The organism is Plantactinospora sp. BB1 (genome assembly GCF_003030385.1).
Lineage (GTDB): Bacteria > Actinomycetota > Actinomycetes > Mycobacteriales > Micromonosporaceae > Plantactinospora.
This window is the reverse complement of sequence record NZ_CP028159.1, coordinates 5,106,237-5,132,366: the sequence shown is the minus strand read 5'-3', so window position 1 is coordinate 5,132,366 and position 26,130 is coordinate 5,106,237. Positions and strand designations below refer to the sequence as shown.

At 71.7% G+C, this 26,130-nt stretch carries 24 protein-coding genes; 14 read left to right on the top strand and 10 right to left on the bottom strand.

What is annotated here, in order from left to right; translation table 11 throughout:
- Positions 1-107: 107 nt before the first annotated feature.
- The 3 genes from C6W10_RS22305 to C6W10_RS22295 form a co-directional block, all read right to left on the bottom strand.
- Positions 108-689: a dihydrofolate reductase family protein gene (locus tag C6W10_RS22305; protein ID WP_107260198.1), complete on the bottom strand. Its 582-nt coding sequence runs from the start codon at positions 687-689 to the stop codon at positions 108-110.
- Between the two features lie 66 nt (positions 690-755).
- Positions 756-1,577, bottom strand: a complete 822-nt coding sequence (locus tag C6W10_RS22300) for a helix-turn-helix domain-containing protein (protein WP_107260196.1) — start codon at positions 1,575-1,577, stop codon at positions 756-758.
- Positions 1,578-1,841: 264 nt separating this feature from the next.
- Complete coding sequence (locus C6W10_RS22295; RefSeq protein ID WP_159104714.1) at positions 1,842-2,444, bottom strand: hypothetical protein; 603 nt, start codon at positions 2,442-2,444, stop codon at positions 1,842-1,844.
- Positions 2,445-2,620: 176 nt separating this feature from the next.
- Here C6W10_RS22295 and C6W10_RS22290 point away from each other — a divergent pair, with 176 nt between their 5' ends.
- Both C6W10_RS22290 and C6W10_RS37470 read left to right on the top strand, forming a co-directional pair.
- On the top strand, positions 2,621-3,361 hold the full coding sequence (locus C6W10_RS22290; RefSeq protein WP_369936790.1) for a phosphotransferase: 741 nt from the start codon (positions 2,621-2,623) through the stop codon (positions 3,359-3,361).
- Between the two features lie 330 nt (positions 3,362-3,691).
- Entirely contained in the window at positions 3,692-3,886 is a 195-nt protein-coding gene (locus tag C6W10_RS37470; protein WP_159104713.1) for a hypothetical protein, read from the top strand.
- 211 nt (positions 3,887-4,097) lie between these two features.
- On the opposite strand, the gene C6W10_RS22280 is transcribed toward C6W10_RS37470, so the two are convergent.
- Positions 4,098-5,135, bottom strand: coding sequence for a hypothetical protein (locus C6W10_RS22280; protein ID WP_107260191.1), 1,038 nt, complete (start codon positions 5,133-5,135; stop codon positions 4,098-4,100).
- Positions 5,136-5,241: 106 nt separating this feature from the next.
- Between C6W10_RS22280 and C6W10_RS22275 the strand changes: the two genes are divergently transcribed.
- On the top strand, positions 5,242-5,823 hold the full coding sequence (locus C6W10_RS22275) for a GIY-YIG nuclease family protein (protein ID WP_107260189.1): 582 nt from the start codon (positions 5,242-5,244) through the stop codon (positions 5,821-5,823).
- 128 nt (positions 5,824-5,951) lie between these two features.
- On the opposite strand, the gene C6W10_RS22270 is transcribed toward C6W10_RS22275, so the two are convergent.
- Both C6W10_RS22270 and C6W10_RS22265 read right to left on the bottom strand, forming a co-directional pair.
- On the bottom strand, positions 5,952-6,197 hold the full coding sequence (locus C6W10_RS22270; protein WP_107260188.1) for a hypothetical protein: 246 nt from the start codon (positions 6,195-6,197) through the stop codon (positions 5,952-5,954).
- Positions 6,198-6,275: 78 nt separating this feature from the next.
- Positions 6,276-9,989 (bottom strand): M12 family metallo-peptidase, encoded by a 3,714-nt coding sequence (locus C6W10_RS22265; RefSeq protein WP_234361382.1) that lies wholly within the window; start codon positions 9,987-9,989, stop codon positions 6,276-6,278.
- A gap of 235 nt (positions 9,990-10,224) precedes the next feature.
- Between C6W10_RS22265 and C6W10_RS22260 the strand changes: the two genes are divergently transcribed.
- From C6W10_RS22260 to C6W10_RS22210, 11 genes are all read left to right on the top strand, one after another.
- Complete coding sequence (locus tag C6W10_RS22260) at positions 10,225-11,214, top strand: endonuclease/exonuclease/phosphatase family protein (protein ID WP_234361381.1); 990 nt, start codon at positions 10,225-10,227, stop codon at positions 11,212-11,214.
- Between the two features lie 59 nt (positions 11,215-11,273).
- Positions 11,274-12,572 carry a pitrilysin family protein gene (locus C6W10_RS22255; protein ID WP_107260182.1) on the top strand — a complete coding sequence of 433 codons (1,299 nt, stop codon included), beginning with the start codon at positions 11,274-11,276 and terminating at the stop codon, positions 12,570-12,572.
- The gene (locus tag C6W10_RS22250) at positions 12,569-13,930 is read left to right on the top strand and encodes a pitrilysin family protein (protein WP_107260180.1); all 1,362 of its coding nucleotides are present in this window, start codon (positions 12,569-12,571) and stop codon (positions 13,928-13,930) included. The genes C6W10_RS22255 and C6W10_RS22250 overlap by 4 nt, the downstream gene beginning before the upstream one ends.
- A 144-nt stretch (positions 13,931-14,074) precedes the next feature.
- Positions 14,075-15,100: an aspartate-semialdehyde dehydrogenase gene (locus tag C6W10_RS22245; RefSeq protein ID WP_107260178.1), complete on the top strand. Its 1,026-nt coding sequence runs from the start codon at positions 14,075-14,077 to the stop codon at positions 15,098-15,100.
- An 80-nt stretch (positions 15,101-15,180) separates the two neighbouring features.
- Positions 15,181-15,618 (top strand): PPOX class F420-dependent oxidoreductase, encoded by a 438-nt coding sequence (locus tag C6W10_RS22240; RefSeq protein ID WP_107264182.1) that lies wholly within the window; start codon positions 15,181-15,183, stop codon positions 15,616-15,618.
- Between the two features lie 361 nt (positions 15,619-15,979).
- Complete coding sequence (locus C6W10_RS22235; protein WP_107260176.1) at positions 15,980-16,396, top strand: CBS domain-containing protein; 417 nt, start codon at positions 15,980-15,982, stop codon at positions 16,394-16,396.
- Positions 16,397-16,552: 156 nt separating this feature from the next.
- A complete protein-coding gene (locus C6W10_RS22230) occupies positions 16,553-16,924 on the top strand; it encodes an SCP2 sterol-binding domain-containing protein (protein ID WP_107260174.1) in 372 nt (123 codons plus the stop codon).
- The gene (locus C6W10_RS22225) at positions 16,924-18,987 is read left to right on the top strand and encodes a glycogen debranching N-terminal domain-containing protein (protein WP_107260172.1); all 2,064 of its coding nucleotides are present in this window, start codon (positions 16,924-16,926) and stop codon (positions 18,985-18,987) included. Before C6W10_RS22230 ends, C6W10_RS22225 begins: the two co-directional genes overlap by 1 nt.
- Before the next feature lie 64 nt (positions 18,988-19,051).
- Positions 19,052-19,459, top strand: coding sequence for an SCP2 sterol-binding domain-containing protein (locus tag C6W10_RS22220; protein ID WP_159079578.1), 408 nt, complete (start codon positions 19,052-19,054; stop codon positions 19,457-19,459).
- Positions 19,453-21,495, top strand: a complete 2,043-nt coding sequence (locus tag C6W10_RS22215) for a glycogen debranching N-terminal domain-containing protein (RefSeq protein ID WP_199854066.1) — start codon at positions 19,453-19,455, stop codon at positions 21,493-21,495. The genes C6W10_RS22220 and C6W10_RS22215 overlap by 7 nt, the downstream gene beginning before the upstream one ends.
- Positions 21,496-21,576: 81 nt before the next feature.
- Entirely contained in the window at positions 21,577-22,554 is a 978-nt protein-coding gene (locus C6W10_RS22210; RefSeq protein ID WP_159104712.1) for a hypothetical protein, read from the top strand.
- 130 nt (positions 22,555-22,684) lie between these two features.
- Here the strand turns inward: C6W10_RS22210 and C6W10_RS22205 are convergent, their stop codons facing one another.
- The 4 genes from C6W10_RS22205 to C6W10_RS22190 all read right to left on the bottom strand — a co-directional run bounded on the left by C6W10_RS22205 (position 22,685) and on the right by C6W10_RS22190 (position 25,942).
- Positions 22,685-23,872, bottom strand: a complete 1,188-nt coding sequence (locus tag C6W10_RS22205; protein ID WP_107260165.1) for an MFS transporter — start codon at positions 23,870-23,872, stop codon at positions 22,685-22,687.
- A gap of 191 nt (positions 23,873-24,063) precedes the next feature.
- Positions 24,064-24,747, bottom strand: a complete 684-nt coding sequence (locus C6W10_RS22200) for a hypothetical protein (protein ID WP_107260163.1) — start codon at positions 24,745-24,747, stop codon at positions 24,064-24,066.
- Entirely contained in the window at positions 24,744-25,607 is an 864-nt protein-coding gene (locus tag C6W10_RS22195; protein WP_107260161.1) for an ATP-binding cassette domain-containing protein, read from the bottom strand. The genes C6W10_RS22200 and C6W10_RS22195 overlap by 4 nt, the downstream gene beginning before the upstream one ends.
- Entirely contained in the window at positions 25,604-25,942 is a 339-nt protein-coding gene (locus C6W10_RS22190; RefSeq protein WP_107260159.1) for a PadR family transcriptional regulator, read from the bottom strand. The genes C6W10_RS22195 and C6W10_RS22190 overlap by 4 nt, the downstream gene beginning before the upstream one ends.
- Positions 25,943-26,130: the final 188 nt, after the last annotated feature.

The following is a 26,130-nucleotide window of genomic DNA, read 5'->3' as shown; positions in this document are numbered from 1 at the left end:
TGGTGGTCGACAGAAGGTGCAACCAGTGATCTTGAGTTGAATTCGCCGCAGCTGACCCGATCTTGTGTCACGGTCGCGGTGGGTTCTTCGCGTACCGCTCAGATCGGTCAACGGCGCACCCGATAGCGCAGGTGAAGCACCCGGTTGCCCTGAATCACCACGTCAGGATCCTCCAGCAGGTGCTGCGCGTCGACCGACCCGAAGTAGCGCTTGCCGGACCCGAACACGACGGGTACGACGTCCATGCGCACCTCGTCGATCAGGCCCGCGGCAAGCACCTGGCCACCGACGTCGCCAGCGGCGACCTCGACCATGCGGTCACCCGCAAGCTCCTGCGCCTTGGCCACGGCTGCCTCGATGCCGTCGACGAGGTGAAACGGCGCCTCGGGGTCCCAGCCCTCAGGCGCCGGCCGGTGCGTCACGACGACCACGTGGTCGATCCCGCCCGGAGGCTTCCCGTCCCAGCCGTCCGTCAGGTCGAAGACGTGGCGGCCGACGACTGTCGCCCCGATCTGGTCCCAGTACGGCCGGGTGTAGTCGTAGGACGTCTGCGACACCTTCACCGCGCCGCTCTCGTCCAACGGGACGTCACCGTTGGACAACCAGTCGAACAGCGGTCCGGGCTGGTCATTCTCGTCCGCGACGAAACCGTCCACCGACACCGAGCTGTACATGACCACTGTGCCCACGGGGCTCTCCTCTGCTCTGGAATGCCCCTAAATTAGCGTGACGTAGGCTCTCGCTCTTGTAAGAAATCAATCCGCCGGCAGTGGCCAGCCGTCCAGCGCGTGGCCGGGATGTTCGCGCAGGAACCGCCGCCGGATTTCGACGTACCGGGTCGGCGTGAGCCCGGTGAACGCCCGGAACTCGTGCCCGAAGTGGGCCTGGTCGAAGTACCCCGCGCCACCGGCGAGGTCGCCCCAGTCGATCGGAACGGCGGGGTTGATCGCGAACACGGTGGCGGCGAAGCGGTAGGTGCGGGCCAGCCGCTTCGGCGTGACGCCGATCAGCTCCTTGAACCGCTGTGCCAGATGAGTGCTGCTGACACCGGCTGCCACGCTCAGGTCGCCGATCGCCACCGCACCGTTGGTCGCCGCGATGACGCTGCTCGCATGGCTGACCAGTCCCAGGCCGGCGGTCTCGCAGAGCCGTCGCATCAGCTCCTCCTCGAGCAGCGTCAGCATCTCGTGCGGTCCGTCCGCCGTGGCCAGCCGGTCTCGCAGCTCGGCAATGGCGGGCCGGCCCCAGACCTGCTCTATCGTCACCGGCCGGTCACACAGCTCGGCCGCGGGCATCGGCAGGAACGGCGCTAGCCCCCACGGCTTGAAGTGCACGCCGACGGACCGGGTCGGGAGTGGGTAGCCGAATTCAAACGCGCGGCTGGGCGTGGTGACCACGCAGCCGTCGGCGTACTCGGCCGTCTCGATGTCGGCGCCGGCGCGGATGCGGAACGGCGCGCCGAGGTTGACGATGAGCAACGCCGCCGGCATCGGCGGCAGCGTCAGCCGGGCGTACGGCGGCGTACCCTCCAGGTAGTAAAGGTCGTCGATCAGCCCGTCCAGCGGCGGTCGCGACACTCTGGACACGTACTCCACACGCACAGCACCGCCGACGCCCCGCCGGCATCGCGCCCCGGGATGGTCCAGCCCGTGCTGCCGCCAGCATCGAGCCGGCGCCGACCGCCGCCTTCATCGATTTCGATCTGGCGAGGCCAGCCAGCCTGAATCTCGTAGACGTGGTCCGCTCCCGTGGCTACCGTCGCACGGAAGCATGCCCGATCGGCGAGGACCGGTGCTGGCCGGAGCGGTACCTGCCCCGTCCCGGCTCTATGCGGTGAAGCGTTACGTAGCCACGGCGACAACGAGCCCCAGCACCAGTGCCACGTAGCCCGTGAAGGCCGCCCACTTCGCGAGCACCGCGAGGAACGGGTGGGCCACCCGGAACGGTACGGGCAGGCCCGGGATCGCCGCGCGGACGGTATCGAGGGTGTCTCCCAGAGGTTGCCCGAATACCCGGACCAGCCCTCCGAAGAACTTGGTCGTACGGTCGACGTTCCATCGCGGTTCCCATAGAGACAGTGCGACCGCGCCGTCCCGCCCCATGACGATGACGACCTGGGCGGGCACACCGGCCGGACCGTCGAACGAGAGGACGTGGGCCGCCCTGATCTCCGTCCGCGGGATCACGATGCGCTGCCGCCATACGTTCACGTGCACCAGGCACTCGTCGTCGAACTCGAGCCGGAGGTTGCGTCGGCGCAGCGCGGCATAGATCCATCCGGCCAAGGCGGGCGGCCACATGATCATCAGTACTCCCACGGCGGCCGGTAGACCGACCGTCAGGCCGCCCACAATCGCAGCCGGAACGCTGAACGCGAACATGATCGGCTCGGCCAGCGAGCCCAGAGCGGCCGGACGGGGGCGCAACGTGGCAGCGGCGGTCACCCTGACCATTGCAGCGGAACGATGCAACCTGATCGGACACGGATCAGCGTTCCTACCTACGCGCGGGCGTCCAACCCTGGACCGGCAACCTTCAACCCCGATCCAGGTGTCTCGGCCGACCCATCGGCTGCGGCGTCCGATCATGTCGAGAACAGTCATGTTCGGAACGCCCTAAAATGTGGCAGGTGGGGTGGGAGGCACTCGAGCAGTGGGGTGAAGACGCCGCTCGCATCGAACGGCTTGCTGGCGGAGTCGCCAACGACGTGTGGATCGTGCGCGTCGACGGGCGCCGCGCGGTCGGTCGTCTCGGTGCCAGGAGCGACGCCGACCTCGCGTGGGAGACCGAACTCCTCCAGTACCTCGATCGTGCAGGTCTGACTGTGCCGGTGCCGATCCCGACTACGGACGGTCGGCTGTTCGCCGACGGTCTGATGGTGATGACCTACCTGGAGGGCGGACCGCCCGAGACGCAAACCGACTGGCGTCGCGTGGCCGGTACGCTGCGGGAGCTGCATCGGTTGACGCAGGGCTGGCCGCAGCGCCCAGGCTGGCGATCGTCGACCGACCTCTTGCACGCCGAGACCGGGACGAAGATCGATCTCGGCGTGATGCCCGCTGAGGGCGTTGTCCGATGCCGAGCCGCGTGGGCCCGGCTCGCCGGGCGTCAGACATGCGTCGTCCACGGCGACCCCAACCCTGGCAATGTCCGCATGACCGCAGATCAGGTCGCGCTGGTCGATTGGGACGAGTCACACGTCGACGTCCCCGACCTCGACCTCGTGTTGCCCGACAACGCCGCCGGCCTCGACGACGGCGCGTACGACGTTGCCGCACAAGCATCGGCCGCATGGGAAGCCGCCGTCTGCTGGGACGATGAGTACGCGGTCAAGCGGCTTGCCGAAGTTCGGGCGGTCTGAAGCGCGTACGAGAGGAGGGGTCAGCGTCCGGGCCGAGTGCAGACCTCTGCCGTGATCGGGTGGAAGGCTCCTCCAGAGCCCAGTGGCGCAGGCCAGGGAGAACTCAGTAGGCGGGCAGATCGATCGGCGGGCCGGCTTTACCCGACAGAACCTGTTGCCGGTACCTGCGATGATCGCCGCATGCCCGAGGCGGAGTTCAGCGTTCGCGGGGGCGTTGCCTACATCGATCGCGACGTACGGTCGTTGGGGTCGGACTTTCGGACCAACCGACACGCGACCTGGCCGCTGGCTCGGCTCCGCGTCGGGGAACGGCAGCTTACGGTTTCGTCCTTGTTCGGTGAGTTCCGGGTCACGCACACCAGCCTTGTATCGATCTGCCGGTTCGGTCGCGTCCCCGTGCTGGCCAGCGGCTTCAAGATTGTGGGCCGTGATCACGACGAGGCCGTGATTTTCTGGGCTCTTTGTGCCGGCAAGGTGTTGGCCGAGCTGCACCGTCGCGGCTGGACGGTTGTCGACGCCCGATAGAGCGGCGATGTCACGACCCTGGGCCGGGGCGCATCCGATGCCCGGGTACCGCAGAGTTCGGTGAACCTGCGCGCGTAGGCCGCGCTGCTCCGGCTCCGGAGAGCGCGACGCATCCCGGCACCCCACCCGCGATGGACGTCTGGCATCTGCCGCCCTCCGTGCGCACCACCCCAACCGGGGCCGTAGCGGCCGCGAATTCGGTGTTCAGTGTTCAGTTGCTCAGTTGTTCAGCCAGGGTGATACGGAGCGAGACGAGATTCCCTGCGGCATCGCGGTCCGCGTGCACGGGGAACAGCCCATCACCCCAGCTGGTCATGGCGAACAGGATCTGGGCGTCGCCGATGGTGATGGTGCCGGTCTCGTTGTCGCTGGCTCGGACCTGCCGCATCACCTGCCAGTGGTGGGAGTGTGGACGGAAGTCGACCACCATTCGCCGGGTGGGCTCGGCGTTCATCCATGCCTCGATGGTCGTCGCGCGGCGCAGCGCGGATCGGATGGGTAAGTCTGTCCAGCCGTAGCTGCCCTCGTCTCCGGCGGCGGTCAGGGGGTCGGCGCTGAACTCCACCGCCGCCTCGGCGGCGGCAACTCCCCAGAACGCGACGTCGGCCAGGCCGTCCAGTGGTTCATCGTGACGCCACTGGGCGAGCGCGTCAGGGTCGGCGAATGCCAGCCGGGCGGCGTCCACGCCGACCAACCCCACGCCGGTCGTCGTGGCGACCGGTGCGTCACGCACCCGGAGAATCATCTGCGACCAGCCGTGCCACGGCCCGTCGGAGCGTTGGGCCTCGAGCCTGACCGGGGCGCGGGTGGGCAGCCCGTCGACCGCCACCGCTGGCAGCCCGAAGACCAGGAACCCGGCGAGGCGTTCGACCGCGCACCGGCGGGCCCGCTCACGATGCGGTACCTGGGCTGCGGCGGGTTGCAGGGTGGCGTCCCACCGGTGCTCGCGGCAGTGCTGCGCGAACAGCTCCGTCCAGTCGGCGGTTCGTGAGGCGGGAATGTCGTAGTGGTATCGCGTCGGGCGTCGTGGGAACGACGCCGCGGCACCTTCGGCGTCGGGTCCGACAACGGCATAGTCGACGGCTCCCGACACGTCTGCGCAAACCTGCGGATCGTCGATACCGAGACCGCGCGGGTCCAGTTCGTTCGGCGAGCGCTGGCCGGACCACATGCCGAGGATGCCGCCGTCAAGGATCACAACCTCCCCGGACGGACAGCTGATTTCGCCCAGCACGACGATCTCTCCCATGGCGCGGCAGTCTACGTACCCGCGAGCATTCAGCCGCGCCAGGAAACGGGGCAGTCCCAGCGGCACCGACAGGACCGGACCGGACGGGACGCCTAGCATCGTCCCGATGAACACTCCCGAGATGCGACCCGACGACGTCCGCACCAACGAGGCCCGTACCGCAGAGGCCCTGCGCCTGCTGTCCGGCACGCCGGTCGGACTCGACGTCGCCGTCAAGGGACTCAGCCGCGGCAGCGGTGTCTACGCCTGGTGGGCCGCTCCTTCGACCTTTCCCGAACTCCCCGGACCGCCGAACGGGCACGTCCCGTCGCTACGGCTGCTCTACCTCGGTCGGGCGACCAGTCTGCGGGGCCGGATCCTGCGCAATCATCTCCGGCGCTCGGGCAGTTCGACGCTGCGCCGCACACTGGCCGGACTCCTCGCGTCCGAGGGCTACCGGACGACCTGGACCAACCGCGTTGTCCTGGTCCCCGAGGACGAGGCACGGTTGACCGCGTGGATGTACGCGCACCTGCGCCTCACCTGGGCCGAGGACGCGGAGCCGGCGGCCATCGAGGCCGAACTCGTCCGGCGCCTGCACCCGCCACTCAACGTGCACGGCGTCGACCCCGAACACGTCCAGGCGGCCGTGGTCGCCGCGAAGAACGCCTACAACACCAGCAGCCGCCCGGCCGAGCCTGCGCCGTGACCGATTGCCCTGCGCGAGCAGGTACCGATATAGCCCGGCCCCGTGCACGCACGAGCCGAGGCGAGAGTGGTCGGGGCGGCTGATTGCGCTTCTGGCGCGATGGGCGCGACGCCGGTCGGCGCCTTGGATCAGTCGAACGTGATGCGGGTGGCATCGTCGGGTATCCACGGGCTCGCTTCCGAAATCCAACCCGGGTCGTACTGCTGCACGGCCTCGATGAATTCAGTCGGCGGCCGGTACGAATGGGCGGTGACGTAGTGCCAGATGAGCGACGGTGCAGCGAACATCACGCCTGACCCTGACGGGTCGCCGGGGTCGTCCGGCTGGTACGTGCGGTTGCCAGAGCAGTCGAGCCACCGGCCGAGGGCCGTCACTCCCGGAGGGCGTGAGGACGGAAATGGAGAAGGGCCTCTTCCCGTACGTATCCGACGGGGAGAGGCCCTTCCCACAACTCACAGGACCAGCAGCGTACCGCTGGTCAGGTTGATCTCCTTGCTGGTCAGGCCGGTCCAGTCGGTGGCGAGGAGCAGCCGGTCGCCCTCGGTAAGGGTGACCGCCACACTGTCCCTACCGCCGAGCGGGCCACGGTCGGTACCGGTGATCCGCAGGCTCAGCCCGGTGGCCACCGTGACCGGTCGGCGGGGGTCGGTGACGTCGTAGAGGCCGGCCCGGGTGCGCAGGTCCAGGCGGTCGACACCGGCACCGGACCGTACGCCGAACGAGTCGAGCCCGACGCCCCGGATCTCGTACCTGCGACCCTCCGACCGGAAGGAGAGAGTCGTCGTACCGGTACCGCCGAACCGGGTCTGCGCGACCAGCACGCTGAGGTCGACCCGCGACTTCGGCTCCACCGGGTACGCCCCGGCGGACCTGGTCGGGGTCACCGAGCCGCCGCCGAGCACCACGGAGGTGCCCGCCCTGGTCACCTCGACCCGCGCCTTCGTGCTGCCGGCGTAGTTGCCGCCGAGCGTGACGGTCACCTCCGAGCTGCCGTTCGGCAGGCTCGCCGTGCAGCTCGCCACCGCCCCGAAGTCGTCGGTGCCGAGCGGCGCCGGTACGTCGGTGCAGAGGGTCCGGCCACCGGCGGCGAAGGTCACCGTCGCGGTCGAGACGTCACCCGGCCACGGTTCGGCGCCGGAACCCGGCGGGATCTCCCGCAAGGTGGCCTGGAGCAGCACCTCCGCGCTCCGCCCCGACCCGGAGACCAGGGTGTCCCCGGTGTAGGCCAGCTCGGCCGCCTCCGGCAGCACCCGGACGGTGAACGAGACCGTCCCGGTCTGCCCGTGCTGGTCGGTGACGGTCACCGTCACCGGGTAGTCGCCGGGAGCGGCCCGGTTGTTGCCGACGACGCCCCAGACCGCCGGTGCGCCGGCCTCGTCCGGTTCCTCCGGCGTCTTGGCCCCGAGCGCCAGGCCGGCGGGGAGCCCGGTCGCGGTCGCGGTGAGCTGTCCCGGACCGCCGTCCGGGTCGGTGGCGGTGACCCGCACCTCGGGCAGGATCGGGTCGCTGTACTGCACCGTCACCACCTCGCCACCGTCGAAGGTCACCTTCGGGGTGGCCCGGAGCGTGAGGTCGGCGTCGTTGAGGTCGAAGAAGACGTTGCCGACCGCCTCGATCTTGATCCGGGCCGCCTTGGCGCCGACGTTCGGCAGGGTCACCGTCTCGGCGCCGTCGTTGGTGGTGCGCTCCGCGAGGACGTACCCGAAGGTCTTTCCGCCGTCGACGGAGAGCGAGATCTTCACCTCGCTCACCCCGACCGGCGCGGCGTCCGTGCCGGCCACGTCCCAGCTCACCGGCAGCGCGGCGCCGCCGGTCAGGGTCTGCGCGCTGGACTGCGAGGTGACCAGGAACGGTCCGGCGGCCGGCGCCAGGGTCAGCGCGGTGTCGGCGCTGCCGATCCCGCCCGCGCCCGGGTTTCCGTCCCGGGCGGTGAGCCGGAAGTGCAGGGTCCGGTCGCCGGTGAAGCCGACCCAGTCGGCGGTGGGCAGGAACTCCGAGTAGCAGTCGACGATCTCCGGCGGCACGTTGCTCGCCCCGCCGCTCACCGGTGGCGGCGGCGCGGCCGGGCAGGTGCCGGTCTTCGCGTTGGTGTTGTCGGCGGCGATCTGGGCCAGGTCCGGGAAGACCCGGGTCGGGTCGGTGGTGACCGCGTTCAGCCCGGGGGAGTGGTATTCCAGCGTGTCGGTCGGGCTGACGATCGCCGCCGTGCCGAACTGCCGGAACAGCGGGCCGTTGGTCTTGGTGTTGCTGACCAGCGCGGTCCCGGCGGTGCTGCCGCCGCTGACGCCGCCCCGGTCGTTCTGCTCCCAGAGGTACGTCACGGTGTCGCCGTCCGCGTCGGTGGCGCTGCCGGTCAACGCGAACGGGGTACGGACCGGAATGGTGTACGCGGCCGGCGCGGTGACCACCGGTGCCGAGTTGCCGGTCTGCTCGACCCGCCAGCCGCCGTTGTCGATCGGGCCGCCCTTGACCGTCTCGCCGACGAACCCGTCCGCGCCGCTGGCGTTGGTGACGGCGAGCGTGCCGACGTTGACCGCCGCCACCGGGCCGCTGGCGAAGGTGACCTGGAACCCGGTGTCGTCCAGCACGCCGGTGCCGCCGAACGGCGCGACGGCGACGAGCGCGCCGGCCGGCCAGCCGGGGATCGCCTCGATCGCCGCCTTGATCCCGGCCGCGCTGTAGTTGACGCCCCGGACGATCGGCGCCGACTCGGCATCGCCGTAGCGCAGCGTGAACGAGTCGCCGTCGGTGTCGAAGTCGCGCAGCGAGACGTTCTGCACCTCGTTGACGGCCGGCCGGGCCGAGCCGACGTACGTGGTGATCTCGGTGTAGCTGCGCTGCGACCAGTACGGGTCGCTGTGCGGTTGCAGGTTGTCCTGCTGGCAGATGCCGGCGTACGCCATGATCGACGAACCGCTGCCCGGCTCGTACGAGTTCGCGGGGCTGCGGTTGCCGCCGGAGCAGTTCCACTGGGTGCCGTTGAAGGTGTGGTTGCCGGCGAACTGGTGGCCGATCTCGTGCGCGACGTAGTCGACGGCGAAGAAGTCGCCGACCGGGGTCGGCAGGCCGGTGCAGCCGCGCGCCTTGTTGGCCCCGCCGACCACGCCCAGCCCGGCGATCCCGCCGCCGTTGACGCCGAGCCCGATGTGCCCGACGTCGTAGTCGGACGCCCCGACGAGCTGGCCGAGCACGATGTTGTTGCGGTTCAGCGTGCCGCCGGCACAGGAGGCGAGCTGCGCCTCGGTGTAGCAGGGCGCCGCACCGCACGGCCCGTTCGCCCCGGTCGCCTCGGCCGGGGTGTTCAGGTTGGTCTTCTCGGTCTCGTCGACCAGCACCAGCCGGATCGCCGTCTCGTCCTCGTAGATCTGGGTCACCCGGTTCACCAGCGTCACCTTGGCGGCGGTGACGTTGGCCGCCCCGAAGTAGCTGGCGTAGGACGGGTCGGTGACCAGGGCGAGCCGGTACGTCCGCAGTGTCACGTCGCCGCCGGCCGCGCCCGGGGCCGCCCCGACCTCGTCGGCGAGCGCCTCGGCGGTCTGCGCCACGTCCTCCCGCTCGACGAACGGCTCGTCGGGGTTCGTGGCGTCCTGCACGTAGTAGCTGGCGTACCGGCCCTGGTCGGCGCGGCTGTACGGGTCGACGTACCAGGCGCCGCGCTCGGACCGGACGGAGGCGTGGAAGCCCAGCGGGGTGAGGTCGGCCCGGACGGTCGCGGTCGGATCGTCGACCCCCCGACCGGCGTACGTCCGGATCTCCGGGTGCCGGGCGGCCAGGCCGGGCGCCATCACCGGCGAGTCGACCAGCGCGAACCGCTGGAACGTGCCGTCCGGGGTGGGCAGTGCCACGACCAGGGACCGGGCCGGGGCGGTGCCGGCGCGCTCCTCGGGTGCCCGCTCCAGAGTGGCGGCGAGGCTCGCCCGGTCCAGGGCGTACCCGGTGAACCGCTCGGCCTGGATGTCGGTGGGCCCGGCGGACCGGGCGGCGCTGGAGCCGTCGGCGAGCCGGGTCCACGGGTTAGCCGGCTGGGCCGGCGCCGAGCTGGCCGGGGTGGAGGTGACCAGCACCGGGAGTACGCCGGCGGCGAGGGCGGCCACCGCGAGGGTGGCCAGGCGTCGGCGCGGTGCCGTCCGACCGCTGGTGGCGGCGGGTGTCGAAGGGGTCGTCAACTCTGTCTCCTTGGGACTACTCCGAGCGCCGGTCGGTCGCGCGGGCGTTCCTGCCACCCGGCCAGGTCCATCGACCAATGTGCAGGGGTGATCCGCACGATAGGCGCCGGGACCGGCCGGGCAACAGTCTCCACGCGGCCGGAACCGGGATCGACCATCGTGGCCGGCACCCCCACGGACCCGGCCACGGTGGTGTATATCTGTGCCTCTGGATGCCTTGCGACGGGGGAAGCGGATGAGATCGACACGGCGCTGGTTGGCGGTCACCTCGGCGGTGCTGGGCGTACTGGGCACGCTCGGTGTGCCCGGTGCCGCGCTGGGGGCCGGCGGTCTCGGGCGGGAGGCGCCCGGAGTCGCGGCGGCCCGGCCGGCCGAGGCGGGGGTCGGGGTCGCGGCGGTACCGGCCCGGACAGTCAAGATCATGACTTGGAACGCCTGCGGCAACAACTCGGCGTGCAAATACTACGAGGACCCGAACGGGCTGATCGGGACCATCCGCTGGCACATGCGCAACCACGGCACCCCGATGGACGCGGCGATCGTCCAGGAGGTGTGCAGCTCCTTCGCCAAGCCGCTCGAATACCAACTGGAGGAGCACTACGGCTACGGCTGGGACGTCCGGTTCGCGCCGATCAAGCTGAAGCAGAGCGCCGACCCGGCGACCTCCCCGGACAAGCAGTGCGTACGCGGCCGGGGCGACTACGGGATCATGCTCGCGGTACCGGACGAGAACACCTGGTGGGAGGCGCGCTACCTGCCGTCGGCCGACGGTGCGGAGTGGCGGGTGGCCATCTGTGCCACCGTCGAGTCGTGGTGGGTGAAGCTCTGCAACGCCCACTTCTCCTACAACGGCGACGACGCCTCGTACGCGTTCCGCACCCAGCAGGTCGCGGCCTACCAGGCGTACGTCTGGCCGTCCCGGTTCCGGGTGATCTTCGGTGGTGACCTCAACCTGCAACCGCCGGCGAATGTCAGCTATCCGGGCGGCGGGGTGTTGCCGCTCTACGACTCCTTCGTGGAGTGCGCCCAGGCCGGCACCGGTTCGCCGCGTACCGGGCCGGGCACCTACTACACGAGCACCCCGCACGACAACGCCAACACAATCAAGATCGATTATCTCTTCACCAACGCCGGACTGCCGCACACCTGTGGCCGGCCCGGCTCCCCGGTCGAGTCCTCGGACCATCTGCCGATCTGGATGACGGTCGACCTGCCGGCCACCTGACCCACCCGCCCGGCGGGGCTGTCCACGCCGCAACCCTCCGATCGGATAGCGTCGTGGCCATGCCCGAGACCGGTTATCCCTGGCCGATCGAGACCACCCGGCTGGACAACGGCCTGCGTGTGGTGGTCAGCGAGGATCGCAGCGCCCCCGTCGTCGCGGTCAACCTCTGGTACGACGTCGGCTCACGACACGAGCCCGACGGCCAGACCGGCTTCGCCCACCTGTTCGAACACCTGATGTTCGAGGGTTCGGTCAACGTCGCCAAGACCGAGCACATGCAGTTGGTGCAGGGCTCCGGCGGCTCGCTGAACGCGACCACCAACCCGGACCGGACCAACTACTTCGAGACGCTGCCCTCGGAGCACCTGGCGCTCGCGCTCTGGCTGGAGGCGGACCGGATGGGCGGCCTGGTGCCGGCGCTGACCCAGGAGACCCTGGACAACCAGCGCGAGGTGGTGAAGAACGAGCGGCGGCAGCGCTACGAGAACGTCCCGTACGGCGACGCCTGGCTGCGCCTGCTGCCGCTGCTCTATCCGCCCGGGCACCCCTACCACCACGCCACGATCGGCTCGATGGCCGACCTGAACGCCGCCGACCTGGCCACCTTCCAGGCGTTCCACACCACCTACTACGCGCCGAACAACGCGGTGCTCACGGTGGCCGGTGACGCCTCGGCCGACGAGGTCTTCGCGCTGGCCGAGCGCTACTTCGGCAGGCTGGTGCCGCAGCCGGACATCCCGCCGGCCCCGGACGGCCGGGTCGTGCCGAGCATCGGGGCGCCGGTCCGGGAGACCGTCACCGCTGACGTGCCCGCCCCGAGGGTCTACCTGGCGCACCGGACCCACCCGTTCGGCGGCCCCGGCTACGACACCGTGACCGTGCTGGCGACGCTGCTCGGCAGCGGCCGGGGCAGCCGGCTCTACCAGCGGCTCGCCGACGGCGCGCGGCTCGCCCAGCCGGACAGCATCGGCGCGTTCGGCGTCGACCTGGCGTACGCGCCGGCTCCGATGATCGTCACCGCCACCGCCCGGGACGGGGTGACCGCGCAGGAGTTGGAGGCGGGCCTCGTCGAGGTGCTGGACGGGCTCGCCGACGGGGTGACCGGAGCCGAACTCGACCGGGCCAAGGCGCTGCTCACCACCGGCTGGTGGCGGCAGCTCGCCAGCGTCGACGGCCGGGCCGACATCCTCGGCCGGCACGCCACCCAGCTCGGCGACCCGGCCCGGGCCGCCGACCGGCTGCCGGGCTGGCTTTCGGTCACCGCGGAGCAGGTGGCCGCGCTCGCCGCCGAGCTGCTCCGGCCCGAGGACCGGGCGACCCTGACCTACCTGCCGGAGACCGAGGAAGAGGCGTCATGAGCGAGCCGGGTCCCATCCTGATCACGGAACGGCCGCCGACCGGGGCCGCCCGGCCGTACACCTTCCCGACGGTGGTCCGCCGGACGGTGGCCGGGGGCAAGGTGGTCGCGGCCCACCTGCCGGGGCACCATCTCGCCGTCGCGGTGCTGCTGCTCGACGGGGGCGCCGGGCGGGAGCCGCTCGGCCGGGAGGGCCTCTCCGGGGTACTCGCGAAGGCGCTGGAGGAGGGGACGACCCGGCGCGACTCCACGGCGTACGCGCTGGCGCTGGAGGGGCTCGGCACCGAGCTGACCATCGCCACCGACTGGGACGCGTTTCAGGTCAGCGTGCTGGTGCCGGTGGATCGGCTGCCGGCGGCGGTGGAGCTGCTGGCCGAGGCCGTCCGGACCCCGCGGCTCGACCCGGCGGACATCACCCGGGTACGCGACGACGAGGTCACCGCGCTGCGGATGTACTGGGCCAACCCGGGGCCACGGGCCGACGCCGTGCTCCGCGCCGACCTGTTCGGTGCGGACCAGCGGCACGGTCGCCCGATGGACGGCGATCCCGATTCGGTGGCCGCGGTCACCGTCGACGACGTCACCGCGTTCCACGCCGCCTGGCTGACCCGGTTCGGCACCCTGCTGGTCGTCGGCGACCTCGACCGGATCGACCTGGACGTGCTCGGCACCACCGCGTTCGCCGGTGCGGACGGTGCGGTGCAGCCGGCCGGTCCGCCGCTGGAGGTGCCGGTCCGGGACGAGCGGCGGATCATCCTGGTCGACCGGCCCGGCTCGGTCCAGTCCACGCTGCGGCTCGGGCACCCGGCACCGCACCGGGCCCACCCGGACCACGTGCCGATGGCGCTGGCCGCCACGGTGCTCGGCGGGGCCTTCACCTCCCGGCTGAACCACCTGATCCGGGAGGTACGCGGCTACACGTACGGGATCAGGGCCGAGTTCGGCCACTCCCGGCGGTTCGGCCGGTTCGTGGTCAGCTCCGGGGTGCAGACCGCCGTCACCGCGCCGGCCCTGGTCGACGCGGTGGGCGAGATCACCCGTACCCGGGACGCCGGGGTGACCGAGCCGGAGCTGGCGGTCGCCCGCGCCTGGCGGGCCGGGCAGCTCTCGGTGGAGTTGCAGACGCCCCGGGCCATCGCCAGCGCGCTCGCCACGCTGGTCGTGCACGACCTGCCGGACGACTACCACGCGACGCTGCGCGAGCAGTTGCTCTCCACCGCCGAGCCGGCGGTGTCGGCGGCGGCCGCGACGCACCTGCATCCGCAGGGGCTGACCCTGGTGATCGAGGGTGACGCGGCGGTGATCCGGGACGAGCTGGTCGCCAGCGGCCTCGGCGAGCTGGTCGACGCCGCCGGCTGACGCGCTGCGCCGGGCGGCCCGGTTCGGGCGGCCCGGCGGCCGGGGCTGATTGGATGCTGGGCGCGGCGGCCGGGGGTGACCGGATGCTGGGCGGTGCGGTAATCGGCTTGCCGGGCCGCCGGAGCGGCTGGGTAGCCTCGCGGTATGAGGATCGGGATTGTGGGGGCCACCGGGCAGGTCGGTGGCGTGATGCGGCGGATACTCGCCGAACGCCAGTTTCCGGTGGACGAGCTGCGACTCTTCGCCTCGGCCCGGTCGGCGGGGCGCACCCTGGCCTGGCGGGACGGTGAAGTCACCGTCGAGGACGCGGAGACCGCCGACTACGCCGGGCTGGACATCGCGCTCTTCTCGGCCGGAAAGGGCACGAGCAGGGCACTCGCCCCCCGGGTCGCCGACGCCGGTGCGGTGGTGATCGACAACTCCTCGGCCTGGCGGATGGATCCCGAGGTGCCGCTGGTGGTCGCCGAGGTGAACCCGCACGCCGCCGCCGTACGCCCCCGGGGCATCATCGCCAACCCCAACTGCACCACGATGGCGGCGATGCCGGTGCTGCGTCCGCTGCACGCCGAGGCCGGGCTGCTCAGCCTGGTCGTGGCGACCTACCAGGCGGTCTCCGGTTCCGGACTGGCCGGGGTCGCCGAGCTGGACGAGCAGGTCCGCAAGGTCGCCGACGGTGCCGCCGCGCTCGCCTTCGACGGCCGGGCCGTCGAGTTCCCGGCCCCCCGGCAGTACGCCCAGCCGATCGCCTTCAACGTGCTGCCGCTGGCCGGCGCGATCGTCGACGACGGGTCGGCGGAGACCGACGAGGAGCAGAAGCTCCGCAACGAGAGCCGCAAGATCCTTGAGATTCCCGAGCTGAAGGTCTCCGGCACCTGCGTCCGGGTGCCGGTCTTCACCGGGCACTCGTTGCAGGTCAACGCCAGGTTCGCCCGGCCGCTCCGCCCGGAGCGGGCCCGCGAGCTGCTGGCCGGGGCCCCCGGGGTGGCGTTGGCGGACGTACCCACGCCGCTGCTGGCGGCCGGGCAGGACCCGACGTACGTCGGCCGGCTCCGGGTCGACGAGACCGTCGAGCACGGGTTGTCGTTCTTCTGCTCCAACGACAACCTGCGCAAGGGCGCGGCGCTGAACGCCGTGCAGATCGCCGAGTTGGTGGCCGGCGAGTCGCGCTGACACCCGACCCCGCCGCTCACCGGCGGCGGGGCTGCGGCGGTGGGTAGGGTGGGGTCGATTCTGCTCTGGAGGTGGGCGTGGTGGACGACCGGACGGAACAGGCGCTGCTCGGCATCATCCGGGACGGGTCGCTCGGCGTGCTGGCGACGATCAAGCGGGACGGCCGGCCGCAACTGTCCAACGTCAACTACTGCTACGACCCGGAGCGTCGGCTGGTCCGGGTCTCCATCACCGCCGACCGGGCCAAGACCGCCAACCTGCGGCGCGACCCCCGGGCGAGCTTCCAGGTCAGCACCGCCGACGGCTGGGCGTACGCGGTCGCCGAGGGCGTCGCCGAGCTGACCCCGGTGGCGGCCGAGCGGACCGACCCGACGGTCGAGGAGCTGATCGACGTCTACCGGGCGGTCCAGGGTGAGCACCCGGACTGGGACGACTACCGCCGGGCGATGGTCGCGGACCGGCGACTCGTGCTCCGGCTCCCGGTCGACCGGGTGTACGGCGTACCGCCGCGCGGCTAGCTAGCCCGCACGGTCTACCCGCCCGGCCACCGGGCGTACCCTCTCCCGGACCCGCATCGTCGACATTGCTCGGTCCGCTCCCCGCCTCGGGCATGCCGCCGGATCGGCCGCCGCCCCCTCACTTGCCCCGGCGGAGAACCGCACATCCGGGTACTTCCCGGGCGAACCTCCGCCGACGGGACAAGAACGGCTCTGCGGACAACGTCCCGATGCTGACCTTCCGTACCGACCGGCCCGGGCGGCGGCCGCCCTGCGGTGCTGGGCGGGTGGCCCCCGGGCGGAGCGTCCGGCCCGGCCGTGCGGCGTTACGTCGAGGTCTGCCCGGGTAGACCGGGTCGGCCGACCTTGAGAGGGGAGCAGGATGACGACCGTCGGAGAGTTCATGACGACCCGCTTGGTGACCATGGACGGCGGCGACACGCTCACCGCTGCCGCCCAGGAGATGCGGGACAGCGCCATCGGCGACGTGATCGTGACCAACGGGGACGACGTGGTAGGTATCGTCACCGACCGCGACATCACGGTACGCGGGGTGGCCGAAGAGCTGAACCCGTCGAGCGCCACGCTGAACCAGATCCTCACCCAGGACGTGGTGACCGTGACGCAGTACGACGACGCGGTCGCCGCCGCCGACCTGATGCGGACGTACGGCGTACGGCGGTTGCCGGTGGTCGAGGACGGCCGGTTGATCGGACTGGTCTCCCTCGGCGACCTGGCGGTCGAGCGGGAGCCGCAGTCCGTGCTCGCCGACATCAGCGCCGATGAACCGAACAACTGAGACCGGCCCGACGGGTCCGGGCGACAACGGCGTCCCCGGGCTCGTCGGGCTGTGCGCCCCGCTCCGGCAGCGGGAGGTCCCCGTCCGGGACCCGGAGGCAGCGGTTCGACGTGGGCCAGCACCTGTGCCCGGTCGCAGGCGAGGGAGGGCAGGGCGATGGATCCGACCACGGAGTTCTTCGAAGGGCTCAACCACCGGCCCCCGGACCCGTTGCTGAGCCGGATCCGCGGCACCGTCCGCTTCGAACTCGAGTCCGGTGAGCACCTCGACACCTGGCTGCTGGTGCTCAGCGCCGGCAGTGTGAGCGCCACCCAGACGGACCGTTCGGCGGACTGCACGGTGCGGACCGACCGCGAGTTCTTCAACCGGATCGCCGCCGGCGAGTCGAACCCGTTCGCGGCGCTGCTCTGCAACCGGGTCACGGTGGAGGGGAAGCTCGGCCTGTACAGCTACCTGAACCACCTCGTTCCCGGGCCGCCGGGGGCGCACGAGCCCCGGGACTGGGTACGGCAGCGAGGGCAGCGGTGATGAAACCACTGGTCAGCATTCTCGACGGAAACACCTTCGTGGTGAGCGACAACCGGGGCGACATCGACCCGTCGCCGACCTTTCCCACCGGGCTCTTCTCGTTCGACACCCGGTTCCTGTCCAAGTGGGAGCTGACCGTCGACGGAAACCGGCTCAACGCGCTCTCCGTCGACGACCTCCAGTACTTCGAGTCGCAGTTCTTCCTGGTGCCCGGCGAGCCGACGCACTACGTGGACGCCAAGCTGTCGATCATCCGGCACCGGACGATCGGCGGCAGCTTCGTCGAGGATCTGACCGTCCTCAACCACCAGGACCGGCCGGTCGAGCTGACCGTCCGGTTGAACGCCGAGAGCGACTTCGCCGACCTGTTCGAGATCAAGGACGTGCAGGAGAAGGTCGGCAACACCACCGTGCTGGTGGAGAAGGACCGACTGCGGCTGCGCTACCAGCGGGACACCTACCGGCGCGAGACGATCATCACCTCGAGCGCACCCGCCGAGTTCGACGAGGGTGGGATCAGCTTCACGCTGCGGATCGGGGCGCACCGGCAGTGGCAGACCCGGCTGCGGGTGGAGACCCTGGTGGAGGGGGCCGGCGGCCGGGACATCCGGCTCAGCATCCAGCAGCACCACAGCCGCTCCCCGCAGGAGATGCGGCGGGACCTGGACGCCTGGCTGGAGCGGGCGCCGAAGCTCACCAGCGACAGCGAGGCGCTGACCGAGACGTACCAGCGCAGCCTGACCGACCTGGCCGCGCTGCGGTACAGGCCGCTGACCTCCGGGCCGCCGTTGCCGGCCGCCGGCCTGCCCTGGTTCATGACGATGTTCGGCCGGGACAGCCTGATCACCTGCCTCCAGTCGCTGCCGTTCACCCCGGAACTCGCCGGGCCGACGCTGCGCTACCTGGCGATGTCCCAGGGGGTGACCCTGGACGACTTCCGGGAACGCGAGCCGGGAAAGATCCTGCACGAGGTCCGGTACGGCGAGTCGACGGCCTTCGAGGAGCAGCCGCACTCGCCGTACTACGGCTCGGCCGACTCGACCCCGCTCTTCGTGATCCTGCTCGACGAGTACGAGCGGTGGAGCGGGGACACCGAGCTGGTCGGGACGCTGGAGGCCGAGGCCCGGGCCGCGCTGACCTGGATCGACCGGTACGGGGACCTGATGGGCAACGGTTACGTCTGGTTCGAACGACGCAACCTGCGCAACGGCCTGGAGAACCAGTGCTGGAAGGACTCCTGGGACGGCATCTCGTACTCCGACGGGCGGCTGCCGGCCTTCCCCCGGGCCACCTGCGAACTACAGGGCTACGCGTACGACGCCAAGATGCGGGGCGCCCGGCTCGCCCGGCTCTGCTGGAAGGATCCGGTCTACGCCGACCAGTTGGAGCGGGAGGCGGCGGAGCTGAAGCAGCGGTTCAACCGGGACTTCTGGGTCGACGACGGCGAGTACTACGCGCTGGCCCTGGACATCGAGGGCGGCCAGGTGGACGCGCTCTCGTCGAACATGGGACACCTGCTGTGGAGCGGAATCGTCGACGAGGACCGGGCCGCGAAGGTGGCCGAGCATCTGCTCGGGCCGAGGCTCTTCTCCGGCTGGGGGGTGCGGACCCTGGCCGAGGGGGAGGGCCGGTACAACCCGATCGGCTACCACGTCGGCACGGTCTGGCCGTTCGACAACTCGCTGATCGCCTGGGGCCTGCGCCGGTACGGCTTCCGGCACGAGGCGGGCCAGATCGCCGAGGCGATGATCGAGGCCGGGCGGTACTTCGACGGCCGGCTCCCGGAGGCGTTCGCCGGCTACGACCGGGCGCTGACGAAGTATCCGGTGCAGTACCCGACGGCGTGCAGCCCGCAGGCGTGGTCGACCGGTACGCCGATGCTGCTGATCCGGACCCTGCTGGGCCTCGACCCGCACGGTGAGCACCTGGTGGTGGACCCGGCCCTGCCGGAGGGGATGGGCCGGATGGAGCTGCTGGACATCCCCGGCCGGTGGGGCCTGATCGACGCCTTCGGTCGGGGCCGGGCGGAGCACAGCCGGATGCCGCCCCGGCTGATGGAGTGATCGGGAGATGGCACGCGCCGCTGTGCGGGATGCCGGACGAGTCGGGAATGGGAGGCACCAGCCGATGGCGGATCCGACCGCCGAATTCTTCTGCCGGGTCGAGGAGCACGGGCCGGAGATGCTGCCGGCGCACGCCCGGGGAACGCTCCGGTTCGACCTCGACCGGGACGGCCACGTCGACCACTGGTTCGTCGCGATCAACCGGGGCAACGTGCTGGTGTCGCACGAGAAGCGTGACGCGGACTGTGTGGTCGAGGCCGAGAAGGCGCTCTTCGACCGGTGTGCGACCGGCGAGGCGCAGGTGATCGCCGCCTACAACCGGAACGACGTGACGGTACGGGGGAGCCTGCCGCTGCTGCTGATGTTCCGGCGGGTCTTCCCCTCGCCGCCCGGCACCCGGGACCCCCGGGAGCGGATCCGGGAGCGGTTCGCCGGCCGGACCGGTGCTCGGGAACGGGAGCGTCGATCGTGAAGGACCTGGTCAGCATCCTGGACGGCAACACGTTCATGCTCAGCGACTCCACCGGCGACGTCGACCCGTCGCCGGACTATCCGTCGGGGCTCTTCGCCTGGGACACCCGCTTCCTCTCCAAGTGGGTACTCACGATCGACGGCGAGCGGCTGCACGCCCTCTCCATCGACGACCTCCAGTACTTCGAGTCGCGGTTCTTCCTGGTGCCCGGCCAGCCGACCCACTATGTGGACGCGAAGACCTCGGTGATCCGGCACCGGTCGCTCGGCGGGGCGTTCGAGGAACAGTTGACCGTGCTCAACCACCGGGACGAGTCGGTGGTGCTGACGCTGCGGATGGAGATCGACTCCGACTTCGCGGACGTCTTCGACGCCCGGGAGTTTCGCTCCATGCCGGGGCGGGCGGTGAAGTTCGTCGAGGAGGGCAGGCTGCGGCTTCGCCACCAGCGGGAACGGCACGTCTCCGAGACGATCGTCACCAGCAGCGAGCCGGCCGAGATCGACGCCGACGGCCTCACCTTCCGGGTCGAACTCGGCGCGCACGGGACCTGGTCGACCACCATCCGGGCGACCGGCGTCATCCAGGGCGCGGGCGGCCGGGACGTCCGGGAGAACCTCCGCGGCTACCAGCAGGTCCGGCCGGAGAAGCGGCGCGAACTCCAGGAGTGGCTGGCCCTGGCCCCGAAGCTCACCTGTGACTCGGAGACGCTCTCGGACACCTACCGGCGCAGCCTGATCGACCTTGCCGCGTTGCAGTACACCGGGTTGACCAGCCAGGTGAAGCTGACGGCGACCGGGCTGCCCTGGTACATGACGCTGTTCGGCCGGCACAGCCTGCTCGCCGGCTTCCAGACGCTGCCGTTCCTGCCGCACATCGCCCGCAGCGCGCTGTGGTTGCTCGCCCTGCTCCAGGGTGGTCGGATCGACGACTTCCGGGACGAGGAACCGGGCAAGATCATGCACGAGATCCGGTACGGCGAACCGGGCGGCTTCGAGGACACCCCGTACACCACCTACTACGGCACGGCCGACTGCACGCCGCTCTTCGTGATCCTGCTCGACGAGTACGAGCTGTGGACCGGGGACGGTGACACGGTGCGGCTGATGGAGTACGAGGCCCGGTCCGCGCTGGCCTGGATCGACACGTACGGCGACCTGATGGGCGACGGCTACGTCTGGTACGAGTGCCGCAGCCCCGGCGGGCTGGAGAACCAGGGCTGGAAGGACTCCTGGAACTCCGTCATGTACGCCGACGGCCGGCTGCCCGGCAAGCCCCGGGCCACCTGCGAACTACAGGGGTACGCCTACGACGCCAAGATCCGGGGTGCCCGGCTGGCGCGTACCTTCTGGAACGACCCGGCGTACGCGGACCGGCTGGAGCGGGAGGCGGCCGACCTGCGCAGCCGGTTCAACCGGGACTTCTGGATCGCCGAACGGGGCTACTACGCGCTCGCGCTCGACGCCGAGGGTGGCCAGGTCGACGCGCTCGCCTCGAACATCGGCCACCTGCTCTGGAGCGGCATCGTCGACGAGTCCCGGGCCGGTCTGGTCGCCAACCACCTGCTCAGCCGGCCGCTCTACTCCGGCTGGGGCGTCCGGACGCTCGCCTACGACCAGGCCTGGTACAACCCGGTCGGCTACCACACCGGGGCGGTCTGGCCGAGCGACAACTCGCTCATCGCCATGGGGTTGCGCCGCTACGGCTTCGTCGAGCAGGCGGCCCGGCTGGCGGTGACGATGATCGAGGCGTCCGAATATTTCGGCGGCCGGATGCCGGAGGCGTTCGCCGGGTACGACCGCCAGCTCACCAAGTACCCGGTGCAGTACCCCCGGGCGTGCAGCCCGCACTGCTCGTCGGCGGGTACCCCGCTGGTGCTGCTCCGTACCCTGCTCGGCCTGCGGCCGCACCAGGACCACCTGACGATCGACCCGGCGATCCCGGAGCGGCTCGGCCGGATCGAGCTGATCGGCATCCCGGGGCGGTGGGGCCGGACCGACGCGTTCGGCCGGGGCCGGGTGCAGCTGGAGCCCGAGTGAGGACCGACGGCAGCGGCCGGTGACGGGCCGGGACGCCGAATGTGGGTGGTGGACGGCGATCCGCCGTGATAGCGATATGCGATGGCGGATCCTGACATGGTCGAGGGGGCCGCGCTGGCCCGGGTGCTGCGCCAGGCCGGTGGCGCCGAGATCCTGAACACCCTGGGGGTACGCCTCTCCGGTTCGGATCTGGTCACGCTGCTGCTGGCCGCGTTCCGGACCCGGGCGGGCTTCCTGACCCCGGCCGACGTACTCCGCCGGTACACCGAGGACCGGTTCGTCGCGCCGGCGCAGGCCGGGTTCCGCCGGCTGCGCCGGGCCGAGGACCTGCTGCTCTCCGCCGTCCCGGACCGCTACGAACTGCTCACCCTCGCCCCGGTCACGCCGCTGGGCACCCACTCCGTGGTCGGCGGGGTGAACCAGAACAACGTGCTCGCCACGGTCCGGGGCAGCGAGGTGGCGGCCGACCCGACCAGCGGGCTGGCGCTGGAGGCGGCGGTCCGGCGGCGGGAACTGCTCGCCCGGGACGGCCGGTCGGCTCCGCCGGTGCGGCTGGCCACCCTGCAACGGGTGATCCGGGCTCAGCGGTTCGGCGGGCCGGGCCGGTTCGCCCACTTCAGCCTCCTCGCCCTGGTCACCGCCGGTCGGGACACCGGGAGCCTGGCGTTCGAGCGGCGTAGCTGCGCTGAGCAGTTGCGGATCCTCTGCGCGGCGCTGGAGGCGGCCGGGGTGGAGACGGTCGAGGTCGCGCTCACCGTGCTGGACCCGGCGGCGGCGCCGATCGCCGAGGCGGCCCGGGCCGCCCTGGCCGACCACCCGAAGATCCTGGTACGCGACGACCCCGACCGCTCCGGCGGCCGGGGCTACTACACCGGCTGCTGCTTCAAGCTCGGAGCGGTACTCGACGGCGAGCGGGTCGAACTCGGCGACGGCGGTTTCGTCGACTGGACCCGCCGGTTGCTCGGCAACCGCAAGGAGCGGCTGCTGACCAGCGCGGTCAGCGTCGACCGGCTGGCCCTCTTCGTCGATCCGCCCGCGCCGCGACCCGACGACGCCTGAGCCGGCCACCTAACCCGTCGCCGCCGGCCGGTCGCTGCCGCCCCGCCGGCACCGCTTGCCCGGCGGCTCGGCACCGCTGCTCTCGGCACCGCTGCCCTCGGCGTCGGTGGCTCCGGGCTGCTGCCCGGGTTCACACCCCGGCCGGGGTGGGCGTCGGTCGGCGGGCGGCGAGGGCCAGGACCAGCCAGGCGAGTCCGATGGTCACCGGGGCGATGGCGAATCCGGCGGCGGTGCTGCCGGTGCCGTCCAGCAGCGGACCGGTCGCCGCCGCGCCGAGCGCACTGCCCACCGAGAAGGCGGTGGCGGCCCAGGCGAACGCCTCGGCGGCGGTACCGGCCGGTGCCACCGCGTCGATCCCGACGAAGGTGATGGTGAGCAGCGGTGGCAGGGCCAGCCCGCTGACCGCCATCAGCGCCAGCATCACCGGCGGATCGGGGATGAGCAGCAGCGGCAGGTAACCCAGCGCCAGCGCCGCCGCCGCGCGGGGCAGCGTGCCGTACCGGCGGGCGGTGCGGGACCGGACGTAGAGCAGGCCGCCGGTCAGCGCCCCGACCGCCTGGGCGGCGAGCAGCCAGCCGGCCCAGGACCGGCCGCCGGCCGCCTCCGCGTAGCCGGTCGCCGCCACCGCCACACTGCCGACGCCGGCACCGATCAGCACCAGCGCACCGAGGACCACCCGGAGCGGGCCGGAGCGGAGCGGGCCGGCCCAGTGTCGTACCGCCGGCACACCCCGCCAGCGGCGGACCGCCGGGGCGGTCGCGAACCAGGCGGTACCGACGGCCTGGCAGAGCGCGGCGGCGGCCAACCCGCCGGCCGGGCCGAACGCGGCGACGGCGCCGAGGGTGAGCACCGGCCCGACCACGAAGATCAGTTCCTGGGTCGCGGTGTCCAACGTGTACGCGGTGTGGATCCGCTCCTCCGGCAGCAGGTCCCGCCACAGCACCCGCAGGCACGCCTCGAACGGCGGCGCCCCGAGCCCGGCCAGCGCGGCGGCACCGACGGTCAACGGGCCGGCCAGCGACGCCGCGACCAGCGCGAAGCCGACGGTGGAGACGGTGACCGCCAGCCAGAGCACCGGCGGCTGCCGCCAGCGGTCGGCGAGCCGGGCCAGCATCGGCTGCCCGACCGCCATCCCGGCGGTGTACGCCCCGACCAGCAGCCCGGCCAGGGTCAGCGTCATCGTCTCCCGGGCGAAGACCAGCAGGGCCAGCGGTGCGGCGCCGAGCGGGATCCGGCCGAGCAGGCTGGCCGCGAGTACCCGGGCGGTCTGTGGGGTTTTCAGGACGGCGAGTGCGGAGGTGTCGACGGTCGACGACATGGTGGATCGCTCCCTGGGAGGGGTGGAGGTGACGGGCCGGTGGACGGGGCGGAACCGGCCGGTCAGGGAGCGAAGTCGGCGCGCTCGTGGTCGTTGCCGTAGAGCGGCAGGTCAGGGGTGATCCAGGTCGCGTACGCGGCAGCGGCCGCCTCCAGCGGGATCACCCGGACAACTCTACGGCTCCGGCGGGCTCACTCGAACCGGAGGTGCCGGCGCTGGCGCAGCCGGATTCCGGAGGCGGTCGCCACCAGCGCGGTCAGCGCCACGGTCAGGATCACGCCGTGCAGCAGACCACGGGCCAGATAGCCGCTGTCGGTGTGGTCGATCGCGTAGGTGCCGATCTCCCGGCTGAACCAGAACGGCAGCGCCCGGGCGGCGGTGTCGGCCGGATCCATCACCATCTGGAGCCCGACCACGATCAGCAGCACCAGGGTGCCCTCCAACTCCCGGGGCAGGATCGCGCTCAGCGCCAGTCCGAAGGGGACGGCGGTGGCCACCGTCAACGCCATGATCAGCGCGATGGCGCCGTACCGGACGTCGTCCTGGTCGAAGCGGACCAGCAGGAAGTACGGCACCGACAGCAGGGCACCGACCGTCCAGAGTGCCAGCAGCCGGCCGAGGTGCAGGTGGTGTGCCCGGTAGCCGGAGAGCCGCAGCCGGGGCTCGATGCCCCGGGCGGCGCTCCCGGCGAAGAGCGCGGCGGTGCTCAGCGCCCAGCTCAGCCCGAGACAGACGAACCGGATCGACTGGCCGGCGTGGTCGTCCCGGCGGCTGGCGTAGAAGGCCAGCGGGAAGACCAGCAGGATCAGCAGTACGCCCCGGCGCCGGACCACCTCGCGCAGGGCCAGCTCCGCCACCGTCCAGATCTTGGTCATGCCGACGTCTCCCGGGCCGGGGTCAGGTCGAGCACGGTGTCGACCCGGTCGAGTTGGTTGAGCAGGTGGGTCACCACGACGATGGCCCGGCCGTCCGCCCGCCACCGCCAGAGCTGCTGCCAGAAGTCGAGATAGGTGCCCCGGTCGAAACCCTGGTAGGGCTCGTCGAGCAGCAGCACGTCGGGTTCGCCGAGCGCGGCCATCACCAGGTTGAGCTTCTGCCTGGTCCCGCCGGAGAGGTGCCGGGCCTGGGTCCGGCCGGCCGGATCCCAGTCCAGCGCGGCGGCGTGCGCCCGTCCGGCCGCCCGCGCCTGTGCCCGGTGCAGCCCGCGCCCCGCACCGACCAGCACGAAGTGCTCCTCGGGGTAGAGGAAGTCGGCGGTACCGCCGGACTGCGGGCAGTAGCCGAGGGTGCCGTGCACCCGGACCCGGCCGGAGTCCGGGCTGAGCAGGCCGGCGCAGATCCGCAGGAAGGTGCTCTTGCCGGCGCCGTTCGCCCCGACCACGGCGGCGATCTCACCGGCCCGTACGGTCAGGTCCACGCCGGTCAGCACCGGGCGTCGGCGGTAGCGCTTGGTGATGCCGCGTACCTCCAGCCGGACCGGGCCGGCGCCGTGTGGTGTCCGGCTCGGCGTGCCCACCCGGGCCGTCCCGATCCCGGCGTTCTGCCGGGACGTGCCGAGGCTCTCCGCCACCGCCGCCGCGTACGTCCCCGGGGGGCCGAAGACCTGCAACGGCGGCTCGCCGCTGTCCCGCAGGTGCGTGGCGGACTCGGCGACCACGTGCCGGACGAGATCCGCGTCGAGGCCCTGCCGGTGCAGCTCACCGGTGAGCGCCTGAAGCCATCCGTCGGAGTTCAACGTGTCTGCACCTCCCGCAGGACCGCCCCCACCCCGCTGGCGAAGGCGTCCCAGTCGACGGCGGTCCGGCGTAACGTCTCGGCGCCGGCCGGGGTGATCCGGTAGTACTTGCGGGCCGGGCCGGCGGCGCCCTCCCGCCACTGCGCGCTCACCAGGCCGGTCCGTTGCAGCCGGAGCAGCACCGGGTAGAGGGTGCCGCCCTGGATCGGGCCGATCCCGCTCGCGTCGAGCGACTGGGCCAACTCGTATCCGTAGGACTCCCGGCGGTGCAGCAGGGCGAGGACGCAGAGGTCGAGCACCCCGCGCAACCACTGGCCACGGCGCTCCTGATCCACGGCGAAGAAGGTAGCACAGTCAGCTAGCTGGCACAGCGACCTAGCGGGCCGGTTCGCCGTACCCGGGCACGACGTCACGGCGCTGCGCCGCTCGCCCGGACGGCTGGCGGTGGCGGCCGGTGCCCGGTTGCCGCCGGCCCTGCTCGCCGGCATCACCGGCCCCGGTCCGGTACTCGACCGGCCCGCTG